Annotated in this window: 7 protein-coding genes; 4 read left to right on the top strand and 3 right to left on the bottom strand. The window is 37.7% G+C overall.

Going from position 1 to position 13,976, the window contains the following annotated elements:
• Positions 1 to 423: 423 nt before the first annotated feature.
• Together DX933_RS05005 and DX933_RS05000 are read left to right on the top strand one after the other, a co-directional pair.
• Positions 424 to 5,541, top strand: a complete 5,118-nt coding sequence (locus tag DX933_RS05005; RefSeq protein ID WP_123315383.1) for a discoidin domain-containing protein — start codon at positions 424 to 426, stop codon at positions 5,539 to 5,541.
• A gap of 159 nt (positions 5,542 to 5,700) precedes the next feature.
• On the top strand, positions 5,701 to 7,383 hold the full coding sequence (locus DX933_RS05000) for an IS1182 family transposase (RefSeq protein WP_123315382.1): 1,683 nt from the start codon (positions 5,701 to 5,703) through the stop codon (positions 7,381 to 7,383).
• On the opposite strand, the gene DX933_RS04995 is transcribed toward DX933_RS05000, so the two are convergent.
• Both DX933_RS04995 and DX933_RS04990 read right to left on the bottom strand, forming a co-directional pair.
• Complete coding sequence (locus DX933_RS04995; RefSeq protein WP_190279416.1) at positions 7,380 to 8,321, bottom strand: hypothetical protein; 942 nt, start codon at positions 8,319 to 8,321, stop codon at positions 7,380 to 7,382. The genes DX933_RS05000 and DX933_RS04995 overlap by 4 nt on opposite strands.
• Before the next feature lie 73 nt (positions 8,322 to 8,394).
• Positions 8,395 to 8,922: a folate family ECF transporter S component gene (locus DX933_RS04990; RefSeq protein WP_123315381.1), complete on the bottom strand. Its 528-nt coding sequence runs from the start codon at positions 8,920 to 8,922 to the stop codon at positions 8,395 to 8,397.
• Positions 8,923 to 9,306: 384 nt separating this feature from the next.
• On the opposite strand from DX933_RS04990, the gene DX933_RS04985 reads away from it, so the two are divergent.
• Positions 9,307 to 10,524 (top strand): IS110 family RNA-guided transposase, encoded by a 1,218-nt coding sequence (locus DX933_RS04985; RefSeq protein WP_123315380.1) that lies wholly within the window; start codon positions 9,307 to 9,309, stop codon positions 10,522 to 10,524.
• 523 nt (positions 10,525 to 11,047) lie between these two features.
• Positions 11,048 to 12,646: an IS1182 family transposase gene (locus tag DX933_RS04980; protein ID WP_123315379.1), complete on the top strand. Its 1,599-nt coding sequence runs from the start codon at positions 11,048 to 11,050 to the stop codon at positions 12,644 to 12,646.
• A 298-nt stretch (positions 12,647 to 12,944) separates the two neighbouring features.
• Here DX933_RS04980 and DX933_RS04975 read toward each other — a convergent pair whose 3' ends face one another.
• Entirely contained in the window at positions 12,945 to 13,949 is a 1,005-nt protein-coding gene (locus DX933_RS04975; protein ID WP_123315378.1) for an aliphatic sulfonate ABC transporter substrate-binding protein, read from the bottom strand.
• Positions 13,950 to 13,976: the final 27 nt, after the last annotated feature.

Genomic DNA, 13,976 nt, shown 5'->3' with positions numbered 1-13,976 from the left:
ATTTAAAATAATATCCTGTAAAGTGGTAGCCATTAAAATTCCAAGTACATTTAAATGGAATATTTAATGGCTATTTTTGATGGAAAAATAATGCTTTGTTTATTATTTTTTATCGTAGCACCGACATCAAGTTTGTTACTACTAAATAGATGCTTATGATTCCTGAAAAATGAAGAAAAATTCATCTGAAAACTAGTAAAGGCATCCAATGGACTAATACTTACGTCCCGCATTGGGATGCACAGGGTGATAGTGAGCAATAAACATAAAATAAAGAACAATATCCATATTGTGAAAGCGCTTTTAAATAAGTAATTTTAATGTATACATCATAGAATCGTGCACCATACACACAGACATTAAAAATTTTTGGAAAAGGGTGACAAAAAGAAAGTTACTACGAAAATTCACAGGAGGTAAAACATGTCGAAGAATGTTAAGAAAGCAGCAGTTGCATTATTATCTACGATGCTGGTAGCGTCTACATTTTCAAATCACTATGTGGTTAGGGCAGCAGAGGAGGACTATTCCATTAGTGCACCAGAAACGTTTATTCACCATACAAGTGTAAGTGATGAAAATCGAAGCCAATTGTTTAATGATAATTGGAAATTTCATTATGGGGAACAAAGTAATGCTCAAGTGAATTCCTTTGATGATTCAAATTGGAATCATATTCAACTTCCACATGATTATAGTTTAAGTCTGCCATATAGCCAGGCAGGTGAGGCAGAAAGTGGATACAAGCTCGGTGGTATTGGCTGGTATCGTAAGTCGTTTACACTTGATCATGTTGATAAAAATAAGCGTGTTATTGTGGAGTTCGGCGGCGTATATATGAATGCTAGTGTATACATTAATGGCCATAAGTTGGGAGATCATCCAAATGGTTATACGCCATTTGCATACGATTTAACAGATTATTTGAATCATGATGGAGAAAATGTTCTTGCAGTCCGAGTGAATCACAAATTTCCATCCAGTCGTTGGTATTCAGGTAGTGGTATATATCGTGACGTCCATCTTACTATAACAGATGCTGTTCATGTGGATCATTATGGTGTTCAAGTATTAACACCAAACCTAGAAGAACAGGCTGGTAAAGATGTGGATATGGAAGTGAATGCCGAAATTATGAACCAGTCATCTGAAGCTGTGCAGGCAGTTGTGAAACAAAGTATCCGCCAAAAGGGCTCAGAAGAAAGAATTGTTAGTGGAAAAAGTGATGTTTTACAAATAAAAGCCAATGGATCCGTATCATCAAATGTCCCTTTGAAGATAAATGATCCAACATTGTGGTCTGTTTCCAATCCTTATTTATATGAAATTGTTACAGAGGTTTTAGTCGATGATCAAGTGGTTGATGAATATGTAACCGATTATGGCTTTAGAACCTTTGAATTTAAAGCGGATACCGGATTTTATTTAAATGGAGAAGCGATTAAATTAAAAGGGGTGAGTATGCACTCGGATCAAGGAGCCTTAGGTGCAGCCGCGCACCATCGTGCAATGGAGCGTCAAGTCGAAATTTTAGCAGAGATGGGAGTAAATGCGATTCGTGTTACACATAATCCAGCTGCCGATGAATTAATTGAAATTGCCAATAGAAAAGGCATGCTCATTATCGACGAAGCATTTGACATGTGGCTGGATAGCAAAAATGGAAATGAAAATGACTATGCGGTATGGTTTAACAAGTCAGTCGGTGATAACCCGCTAATAGGTGCAACACCGGAAATGACATGGGCAGAATTGGATATTAAAACAATGGTACGTCGCGGCATCAATGCCCCGTCAATCATTAGCTGGTCTACAGGTAATGAAGTGATGGAAGGGAATAGTGGTCCATATGATGAATATCCAGATACTTTGAAGCAATTGGCAACTTGGGTTGGCGAAGTAGATCAAACTCGTCCAGCTACGATAGGTGATAATAAGCTGCAAGCAAGCTGGGGAGAAGCGATCAAATTTGGCAATACATTAACAGAGCTGGATGGTACAGTTGGCTTTAACTATGCGAATGGAAATATATTAGACAACTTCCATAAAAATTATCCTGACTGGAAAATGTATGGATCAGAGACAGCATCATCCATTAACAGTCGTGGAGTTTATAAACCTTCCAATTATGATAGACATTTAACATCATATGATGAATCTGTTGTTGGATGGGGACATCTTTCAGCAGAATCATGGCATACAATCATAACCCGTGATTTTATGGCCGGTGAATTTGTTTGGACTGGTTTTGATTATCTTGGCGAGCCAACTCCATGGAATAATGTAGGTTCGGGTCCAACCGGTGCATGGCCATCACCTAAGTCTAGTTATTTTGGTATTGTCGACACGGCAGGATTGCCTAAGGATCGATTCTATTTCTATCAATCCCAATGGAATGAGGAAGTAGATACGCTTCATGTTCTCCCAGCATGGAAAGAGGATATGGTTGAAATCGATGAACAAGGCAATGTACGTGTGGATGTTTATAGTAATGCTCCTAGCGTTGAATTATTCTTTACGAATCAAAAAGGGGAGGAAAAATCGCTAGGTAAGAAAACATTTACATCTTATACAACAGATGCAGGACACAAGTACCAGATTTATGAGGGTGAGGATAAGAAGGATAAAGATTTTAGAAATCTATATTTAACGTGGAATGTTCCATATGAGGATGGAACCGTCCATGCCAAGGCTTATGATGAAAATGGGGTTGAAATAACTGACACAGAAGGACGGAGCAGTGTTACTACATTTGAGGAAACATCTGAATTAACACTAAAAGCGGACAGAGAATCGATTGTAGCCGATGGTCGTGATTTATCCTATATTACTATTGAAGCAGTTGATCAACATGGAAATATCGTTGAAGATGCTGCGAATTTGGTTGAAGCCAGTGTAAGTGGTGATGGGGAACTTATGGCCCTTGACAACGGAGATCAAGTCGATCATGAACCATATGACAGTGGAAAACGTCAATTATTTAATGGAAAGCTTGTAGCAATTGTAAAATCTACAACAGATGCAGGAGAAATGACCCTTCATGTACAAGGTGAAGGAATAGAGGGTCAGAGTATTACTATTCAAACGACCCAAGATTCTGAAATGCCGACAGAAAAATATGTTGTAGGGTATACAATGCCAAAAAATTACTATGTAAAATTAGGATACCAACCAAAACTTGTAACGGAGACAGAGCTGCGCTTCAGTGATGGCACGACAGAAACGAGCGAAATTACATGGGATATAGAAGAAGACATGTTTAATACTCCTGGGACTGTCAATGTGGCAGGAGATTTAAAAAAGCATGACCTTCTCGTATTTGCGAATGTTACTGTACTACAATCGGTTGGTGGACTTCTAAATTATTCACAAGTTGTTGAAACGGGAACAGATACGGTTAAATTACCATCTAGCAGACCACTTGTTTTAGAGAATGGTGATGTTTTAGAAACTGAATTTCCTGTGGAATGGGAAGCGCAAGATGATAAGAACTATCAGGAACCGGGAATTGTAAAAGTAGCAGGAACATCAACTGTATTTGGGGAAGATATTCCAGTTACCGCATCTGTTCGTGTGGCTGATAAAAAATATACTCTAGGTGATAATATTGCAGGTAATCACCTGACAATAACACAGGATATACCAGAAGAATTGCAATCTGATAATTTAGCAGCAATCGTTGATGGCGATACAGGATTTAAAACGGTTCAGGAAGGACCAAACCCGTCTATCTGGACGAATTATGATATGGCCCAAACAGGAAATAATCAAGCTGAAATTACTTTCACCTATGCAACAGCACAGTTTTTAGGGTCTGCAGATTTATACTTCTATCAAGATAATTGGGCTGCAAAACTGCCTGAAAATGTCGAACTCTATTGGTCTAACGAAGGAACAGAAAACGCAAAATGGACCAAATTAGACGATGTAGATGTAACCCAAGGAGAAACATCTGAAGGCACTCCAAATATTACAAAAGTGAACTATCGCTTTGACGGAGTCCCTGCAGTTGCATTTAAGATTGTCTTAACAAGTGATCCAGGAATCAGTAGTGCAGGTAAGCATTATGCAGTCGGACTGTCAGAGGTGGAATTAAGAGAGGAACATAGCGCATTAATCGAAAATAGCGAAGCAGAATTGGATCATATTTTGCTAAATGGGAAGCATGTTTCTCCTTCAGAATTAAAAAGTAAAGTGATTAAGACAGAATACCAGAAAGCAGTAGTGGAAACAGAGAGTAGTAAGAATGTCGCTGTCACCGTTCTTGAACCAGTTGAAAATGTCATTCGAATCATTACAGAATCAGAGGACCACTCAGCTAGAGAAACGTATACGATTCATCTCGATCAGCCAGCACCGGATAAAGATTTACCAGCAGATAGTGATTTACGAGATTACCCGTATGAAAAAACGACAGCAACTGCCGGAGACTACCATCAAAATCATGAAACAGAAGGAGATCCTAATTTTGCAGTGGATAATAATCCAAATACTATTTTCCATACGCCTTGGGGAGGAACAGATCCTTCTAATTTCTGGATTACTATAGAATTGGAAGAGGCAACAGAAATTGATGCACTCCGTTATTTGTCTCGTGGTGGAAGTAGTAATGGTATTGTGAATGAATACAAAGTAGAAGTTTCTTTGGATAATAAGACCTGGGAAGAAGTATCAGTTGGCAATTGGCCGAATAAAAGGGACACTTGGTCCATCGCGACGTTCGATGAACCAAAAGAGGCTAAATTTGTGCGCTTAACAGCCTTGTCAACGTATGGAGATCAGGCTAATAAGTTTATGACAGCAAATGAAATAAGGCTTCGTCAAGCCCCCGCTGCTAAAGAATCATTGGCAGATGCAACTGTCACCCTAGAAGAAGAGGTATATCCCTATGATGGAAAAGCCAAGACCCCTCAACCAACGGTAACATTGGATTCTGAGGAACTTGAACAGGGAATAGACTATCGCGTCACTTATGAAGATAACACGGAACCAGGCGAAGCAATCATTACCATTCAGGGTATTGTTCAATATGAAGGTACTATAAAGAAGACCTTTGTAATCTTAGACATTACTGCGCTCGAAGAATTAATAGCAGAAGCCAAAGCGATTTCAAATGCAAACAATCAATATACGGAAGCATCCTTTGAAGCATTACAAACAGCAATAACGGAAGCTGAAACGGTATTAAAGGAGATTCATAGTGAAGAAGCACTGGAAAAAGCAATTTCTGATTTACAGGCAGCAATAGATGGCTTAGAAAAAATCAATGAAACGATTGTTGATGTAAATGGTTTAATGGAGCTGGTAGCACAATTGGAAGAAGAAGGCGCGTTTAACCATGATGCAGCCCTACACAATCTAAAGGTTCATCTACAGGCTGTCGCACAATTTGAAAAAATAGGGAATGACGATAAAACCGTTAAACACCTGCGCGGATTGAAGGACTTACTGGAATACCAATATAAAGAGAAACAAATCTCAGAAACAGTTTATGAAACACTTATGAATGGTACAGAGGAGCTTTTGAATCAGTTTGAATAAATGAAATGAAAAAGAGGGTGGGACAAAACCCTCTAAATAAAAACAAAGCCGTCGGCTTACACAAAAAGTGTAGGCTAACGGCTTTTTATTATTTTCAAAAAGGACACCCTTTGATAAAATTTAAGTTACCACACAAAAATTCAAAAAAGGAGTGTCCTTATGTTTAAACATTATACCATGAATCAAGTAGTTTTGCCGCTAGATTTAGAATTTAAGTTACAAGAAAATGATATTGCATTTGCGATTAATAATTTAGTTGAAAGTATTCCTGATGAAGCGTTCGAAGATTTCTTACGTCAAACCGGACGACCTGCTTACCATCCTCGGATGATGTTGAAAATTATATTGTGTGGTTATACTCAATCCGTTTTTTCCGGTCGCAAAATCGAAGCTTTATTACATGACAGTGTTAGAATGATGTGGTTGGCCCAAGGTTATGAACCAAGCTACCGCACGATTAATCGATTCCGTTCTAATCCATTGATTGAAGATCTCCTTCGGGAATGTTTTGTGCAGTTCCGCAATCAGTTGGTGGAAAACAAAGTAATTGAAGAAGAAGCTATTTTTATTGATGGAACGAAGATTGAAGCGAACGCAAATAAGTTCACTTTTGTTTGGCGAAAATCCATAGAAAGATATAACGAAAAGCTCATCGAAAAGTCAAATCAGCTATATGATGAGCTGTTAGAGAAAGAAATCATCCCGGCAATCGAACGTGAAAATGAAGAAGAATTATCCGTTCAAGAAATGGAAAAAGTAGTTGAGAAATTAGATGAAAGAATTGAGGAATACAACGAAAAGATTGAAACTTGCGAGATTGGCAGTGAACGCAAGAAGATTCGTTCGAAACGAAAGTTTCCGAAACAAGTTCGTAAGCAGTTTGTGGATTTCATTAGGCGGAAGCAAAAGTATCAAAAAGATATGGAGATTTTCGGTGACCGCAATAGCTATTCGAAGACAGATCCAGATGCGACATTTATGCGTATGAAAGACGACTATATGAAGAACGGACAACTGAAAGCTGGTTATAATGTACAAGTGGCTACGGAAGGTCAATACACACTTGCTTACGATATTTTTTCAAACCCAACAGATACACGAACTTTGATTCCTTTTTTGAATACCATAGAAGAAAAGTTCTTTGAACTTCCAGATTATATTGTTGCGGATGCCGGATATGGCAGCGAACAAAACTATGAAGACATCATCGAAAATAGAAAACGCACACCACTCATTACATATAACCAGTATCGAAAGGAGAAGAAAAAGAAACATAAGAAGAATGCTTTTCATGTAGATAATTGGAAGTACAACGAAGAAGAAGATTCCTATCTATGCCCTAATGGAAGAAACCTTCGGTTTGCCTACCATTCCAAACGCAAAGATAAGTATGGATTCACTCGTACATTTAAAGTGTATGAATGTGAGGACTGTTCAGACTGTCCACTGCGAGAGTTGTGCACCAAGGCGAAGCCTGGAAACAATCGAAAAGTATTTTTCAATGAAAAATGGGAGTCCCTAAAAGAATATGTACGTACTAAGCTTTCAGACGAGAAAACTGGAGCAATTTACGGAAAACGTAAGATTGACGTAGAGCCAGTTTTTGGATTCTTGAAGGCTAATTTGGGTTTCACTCGATTTTCCGTCAGAGGGAAACGAAAGGTCACCAATGAATTGGCCTTTGCATTAATGGCGGTGAACTTGAGGAAGTTCACCGCAAATACCAGAAAAACAGTAACTGACGATGATGTATTTTCATCAATAAAGGATCCAAGCAACATTTTTATTGCTTGGATCCTTTTAATTTTCTTCTTTTGGCTAGTTTTGTCCCAGCCTCTTTAGTTAATCTTCGCTTGTAGTTCACTGACAATTCCATCAACTTCCATTTGGGAAAATGGCCTTTTATCATCTGCAGCTATTATTTTTTCACCTTCCGCTTTAATTACTGCCAAACCTTTTTTCATAAAACTTTTATATTCCTTCGTAAGTTTATTTATCTCTTCGGCATATTTCTCATCGGTCCCCGGTGTCACTGTTTCTTCATATAAGTCGATGATAACCTCACGACTTGTATCCTGCGGTTCAAAACGATGAGGATCTGTACTATCAAACAGACAAATTTGCAATGCTGGTATGAGTACCATATCAATGCTGTTCGGGTCAAAGCTACAATGATATATTTCAAGATCAAATCCATGATTTAGACAGGCTTCTGCTACCCGTTTCATAAATGTAGACTTGCCAGTCCCAGCACGTCCTTTAATATGATACACCTGCTTAAGATGTTCAGTGAGGTTAGGTACCTCATTTACAACCCCATCTACTGTATTAGTACCAAATAATCGTCGATAAATATGTGGAGTACGACCTATTTTTGACTCGTTTGCTAATAACTTTTCCGTAAAATCATCGGCTAGTTGATTGGCTTTTGTAAAATCCATTTCTTGAATATATACTTTTTCCAAGTTATCGTGAATGCGTAAACCCTGTTTAAATTGTTCATATGCTTCAGTTGTAAAAGGGGATTTTCTTTCCCCAATAATTGCAACTTCCTTCTCGCGGAGAATAATTCCTTCAACATATCGTTCGCTAATCGGACTTTTTAACACTTCAACCGGAGTTTTATCTTTATATTGTTCGATCAGCTGTTGGAGTATTTTCGTATTCATTTGGTAAGAATGAGATTCAAGTTCAATTGTTTCCTTTATCCCATGGAGATTGGAGGATAATAAATCGATATAACCCTCCGCTGTATTCGCTGAAACATAGTAATTTTTCAACAAAGAGAATCATCCTTTACTTAGCTTCTGACAATAGTTTATGCGAATGATATGACAGTGATAATTGTAACATTTACAACCTTAAATCTGCACGTTGAATACTTTTTAATACCCCATATAGTAGCCCAACTTCAATTGGATAAAGCAACACTGCTTTTATTAAGCGCGGAACGGCAAAAAGCGGACTTCCGAACATAATGTTTAACCAAATTGGTGTTAATATTAAAGTGATAACAATGGTTACCACTAAATTTGCAATCGCAATACGACTAAGCGAAATTTCCTTTCGATAGAAAAACAAACCGAATATTACCCCAATGAGTATCGCATTTAAGGTAAATCCAGGGAAAAAGAAACCTGCTGGTCTTAATACAAATCCGATTGTATCAGCAACTGCTGATGCAATCCCCGCATTCATCGGACCATAAAAATAGGCAAGAACAGCAATCGGTAGAAATGCAAAACCAATTTCGAGTAAAGGTCCAAAAGAAAGGGTAAATTGATTTAATACTAAATTCACCGCAACAAGTGCAGCTGTCACCGTTAACATCTTTGTCGTGCTTCTTGCTTGAATAGGAGTTGCTCCCTTCTCTAGTCGCATCGAATCACCTTCCCAGCTCCAATATATTGGATATCTTTCTTCGTATCATAACCTATAATGAAATAATCACCAAGTTTTTGCAATTTTTTTGAATTAAAATATTTCTGTAAATAATAATTTCACAAAAACATACTAAGATTAGTGGGTAAGGTCATCGACGGGTGATCTTACCCACTATTTCTTTTTTGAGTTATAGTGAGGAGTGAAAGAAAGCCCGACCGAAGCCTCAGGGATTACGAATCCGAATAAAAAACTGGGCTTCTTCACTTTCATTTTTGAATCAGGTTTAAGTATGTTGGGGCCATCAGAGCTCGTGTATAGGAAATTGGAATCGAAATGAATAAGTGAAGATCTTTCACACAAACAAAAGAGAGAGGTAGTAAAATGGGAACAGTAATGGCTTTAGATGTTGCGATGGGGAAAAGCTATAAGGTTGTTTATAATGATCAAAGTTGTCTTTCTGAAGGTGAGGTTATTCATAATCAAACTGGTTTTCAAGAGCTATTGAACGAAATTCAAACTCTTCCAGATGATTTAATGCTTGTGTTTGAATCTACTGGCATTTACTCCAAACCAATCGAAGCATTTTGCCAAAAAAACCAGATACGTTATTGCTTATTAAATCCTCTTGCAGCGAAAAAACAATTAGAACAAGGAACTTTACGAAGTTGGAAAACAGACAAGCATGACGCCCATAAATTGGCACAAGTTCATCAACAGAATGACCGACCAGAAAAAACACAACAGTCAAACATCTATAATGAACTACGTGATTTATCCCGTTTTTATCAAGAAATAGAAGATGATATAAAACGCACACGGATGTACTTACATAATGCATTGCAATTAAGTTTTCCTGAGCTTGAACGATTCTTTTCAAGCAGAGTCACACCATATGCGCTAACCCTAATTAACTTGTTTCCGCATCCAGAATATGTGTTACAAAGTAGTAAAACAAAAATCAAAAATTTATTAATGAAAAGTACGACCAAAAAAATATCGGAGAATCGCGCGAAACAAAAGGCAAATCAAATTATTGAATACGCCAAAGAGTCTTATCCAGCTGTTTCTCCAAACAGCGTTCAAACTCAAAAAGTGCAATATTACGCAAGGCATCTTCATCGACTATTAGAAGAAAAAGAGAATATTTCTAAACAAATGATAGAGAAAGCTAAACAGCTTCTAGAGTTTGAAGTACTCACTAGCTTTCCAGGGATCGGTGAAATCAGTGCAGCACTCTTCATCGGAGAAGTTGGTGACATTACACGTTTTTCAAATCACAAAAAAGTCAACGCCTTTATTGGTATTGATATACGAAGATATCAATCTGGAAAATATGCAGGCCAAGATCACATTAATAAGCGGGGTAATCCAAAAGGAAGGAAAATCTTATACTTCATTGTTCGAAACATGATACGCCAACAGAAGGCAGCACCAAATCACATTGTAGATTACTATTACAAATTAAAAAAACAACCTCATCCTAAAAAGGACAAGGTTGCCGTAGTAGCTTGCATGAACAAACTACTAAAATGTATCCATTCCATGGTCAGGAACAATACAAAGTACGATTACTCGTACGCGATCTCTATGGACCATTAATTAATTCGTATTATATCACATATTCTCCCTCAGTTAAAAAAATAGAATACCTGAGGTTTATTTATTATACCCAATTTTAATTAAAAATAGTTTCAGGAATTATCGAATTAGACTTGACTAATCGTAGGAAAGGACAAGGTTGCCGTAGTAGCTTGCATGAACAAACTACTAAAATGTATCCATTCCATGGTCAGGAACAATACAAAGTACGATTACTCGTACGCGATCTCTATGGACCATTAATTAATTCGTATTATATCACATATTCTCCCTCAGTTAAAAAAATAGAATACCTGAGGTTTATTTATTATACCCAATTTTAATTAAAAATAGTTTCAGGAATTATCGAATTAGACTTGACTAATCGTAGGAAAGAGGCTGGGACAAAACCCTCAAATAAATTAAGCCGTCGGCTTACACAATAATGTGTAGGCTAACGGCTTTTTTTATTTTAGTAAACAAAAAGGACACCCTTTGATAGAATTAAAGTGACCAAACAATAACCTAAAAGAGGAGTGTCCTTATGTTTAAACATTATACCATGAATCAAGTAGTTTTGCCGCTGGATTTGGAAATAAAGTTACAGGAAAACGATATTGCTTTTACTATCAACGAATTGGTGGAAAGTATTCCAGAAGAAGCTTTTCAAGGATTCGTTCGTCAAACCGGGCGACCTTCTTACCATCCCCGAATGATGATGAAAATTATTTTATGCGCTTATACTCAAACTGTATTCTCTGGACGGAAAATTGAGGCACTGGTAAAAGACAGTGTACGAATGATGTGGTTGGCCCAAGGTTATGAGCCAAGTTACCGCACCATCAATCGTTTCCGTGTACATCCAGAAATGAACAAACTCCTTCGAGAGTGTTTTATACAATTTCGAAGCCGGCTGGTGAAAGAAAAGCTCATAGATGAAGAAGCCATTTTCATTGATGGCACGAAGATTGAAGCCAATGCCAATAAATTCACATTTGTTTGGCGAAAATCCATTGAAAAATACAGTCAAAAACTTATTGAAAAGTCTAATCAAATGTACCAGGAACTAGTTGAAAAGCAAATCATACCAGAAATTGAGCGGGATGATTTTGGTGAATTATCCGTTGAAGAGATGAAAGAAATTGTAGAAAAACTGAGTGAAAAGATTGAAACCTACGACAAAGAAATTGAAGCGAGCGAATTAGGAAGTGAGCGGAAACGTATAAGATCTAAACGGAAATTACCAAAACAATACCGGAAGCAATTCGAAGACTTTATCTTCCGAAAGCAGAAGTATCAAAAGGATATGGAGATTTTTAGAGAACGTAATAGCTATTCAAAAACGGATCCCGATGCGACCTTTATGCGAATGAAGGATGACTATATGCGAAATGGTCAATTGAAAGCTGGTTACAATGTACAGCTTGCGACATCCGGTCAGTATGCGCTCGCTTATGATGTGTTTCCAAATCCTACGGACACCCGCACTTTAATCCCATTTTTGAATACTATCGAGAAACACTTCTTCGAATTACCGAAATATCTGGTGGCGGATGCTGGCTACGGAAGTGAACAAAACTACACGGATATACTTGAACATCGTAAACTCACACCTTTAATCACTTATAATCAATATCGAAAGGAGAAGAAAAAGAAGCATAAAAACAACGTTTTTCACGTCGACAACTGGGAGTACAACGAGGAAGAGGATGCCTTCACTTGTCCAAACGGAAGAAAAGTATTGTTCAGCCATCTGTCACATCGGACTGATCGATATGGATACACACGACAATTCAAAGTTTATGAATGTGAAGATTGTTCTGGGTGCCCATTACGCGCCTTATGCACCAAAGCAAAAGAAGGAAACAATCGAAAAGTACTCCGTAATGAAAAATGGGAATCTCAAAAAGCTTATGTCAAAGCGAAGCTTTCGGACGAGAAAACTGGTGAAATCTACAAAAAAAGAAAAATCGATGTGGAGCCAGTTTTTGGATTTCTGAAGGCTAATTTGTGCTTCACTCGAATGTCCGTTAGGGGCAAAGAAAATGTGAAAAATGAATTAGGGTTTGCGCTCATGGCGGTAAACTTGAGAAAGTATACCGCCAAAAAGCACCTTCTACGTCTGGAGAGAAAATATTTCTAACAAAAAAATGGTTCCAAGCAATATTTTATGCTTAGAACCATTTTTTAGGCTAGTTTTGTCCCAGCCTCTTTTTTATTCTACAGACAGTTATTTATGAACATGATTATTCCATATCAAATGTAGAGATGGTTCATACAAGACAATATGCAGGTGGAATCTTTTATTTGATTCCACCTGCATATTTTCCCTGTAGGTATTTGCGTTTTCTCTCGCTATTCAGTCTTAATGTTCGATGAGTAGCTTATCATTTTTAACGCTTGTATAATCTTCGGTATTTATCAAAAGTTTTTGTCTGGTATTAATCCAAAAACTTCTTATTAATAAATCCACTAAAATCAGGTTGCTCTTTTAAAAATTGCAAATCATAGGAGGCATCTCCAAACGCTTGAATGACATCCGCTTCATAATCAGCAGCGAAGAAAGTCCGTTTCCATGCATTTTCCAAAATGGATTTTTCTAATTTCTGACCGGTAATGTCATCGATGGCTTGAATCGTTATATCTATCGCTTCATCTGCATTCTGATTGATAAAATCAATTGCTTCTTTATGCGCATCTATTAAGCTTTGGACCTTTTCAGGGTTTTCTTTGATAAATTCGCTGCTCGTAACAAAAATAGCAGCCGGAAGTGTTTCACCAAATGCGATATCAGGTGTATCGATCACCACATTAGCATCTTGCTCAGCCTCAAGAACAGATGCCCAAGGCTCAGGCGCTGTCGCAACATCGACATCCCCGTTTTCAAACATGGTAGTATATTGTGCGGGCTTGCCAGTAACATGTTTCATGGTGCCGCCAGTGCGATTAGAGGTTTTACCATACTTTTCTTTCATATAGGTTTCAAATTGAACGTCATGGGTACAGCCGACATGCGGGGAGATAAATGTGGCATCCGTAATATCCTCCGGTTTTTCAATGCCACTGTCTTTTCTAGATACGATGACAGTACCCCCAGTAGAGGAACCGGCAATTAATTGGACATCAACTCCCGAAATATAACTGTTCATTGCTGGCCCTGGACCTACTAGACCTCCTTGAATTTCACCTGCTGCAAGGGCTGTCATAAAATCAGATCCACCAGAAAATGTCATATATTCTATTTCGACATCATCACCAAGTTGTTTCTCATATAAAGCTTTTTCCCTAGCAACCAATGCTGGGGCATGGTTTAAGTTTGGGAAATATCCAAGTACTATTTTTTCTTTTTTTGTATCACCTTCAGACTTTTTAGCGGCGGATTCTGAACTGCAGGCACCAAGAATGAGCAATAAACCAATAAATAACCATAAAAATGACTTTCTCATCAATAATTTCCTCCTCGTCTATATTTA

This window comes from Ornithinibacillus gellani (assembly GCF_003730295.1).
GTDB classification, from domain to species: domain Bacteria; phylum Bacillota; class Bacilli; order Bacillales; family Amphibacillaceae; genus Ornithinibacillus_A; species Ornithinibacillus_A gellani.
This window is presented reverse-complemented; position numbering and strand designations above follow the sequence as displayed.

Excerpts from the sequence above, each read along its gene's own strand:
- DX933_RS05005 (WP_123315383.1), top strand. The coding sequence starts at position 424 with ATGTCGAAGAATGTTAAGAAAGCAGCAGTTGCATTATTATCTACGATG.
- DX933_RS05000 (WP_123315382.1), top strand. The coding sequence starts at position 5,701 with ATGTTTAAACATTATACCATGAATCAAGTAGTTTTGCCGCTAGATTTA.
- DX933_RS04990 (WP_123315381.1), bottom strand. The coding sequence starts at position 8,922 with ATGCGACTAGAGAAGGGAGCAACTCCTATTCAAGCAAGAAGCACGACA.
- DX933_RS04985 (WP_123315380.1), top strand. The coding sequence starts at position 9,307 with ATGGGAACAGTAATGGCTTTAGATGTTGCGATGGGGAAAAGCTATAAG.
- DX933_RS04980 (WP_123315379.1), top strand. The coding sequence starts at position 11,048 with ATGTTTAAACATTATACCATGAATCAAGTAGTTTTGCCGCTGGATTTG.
- DX933_RS04975 (WP_123315378.1), bottom strand. The coding sequence starts at position 13,949 with ATGAGAAAGTCATTTTTATGGTTATTTATTGGTTTATTGCTCATTCTT.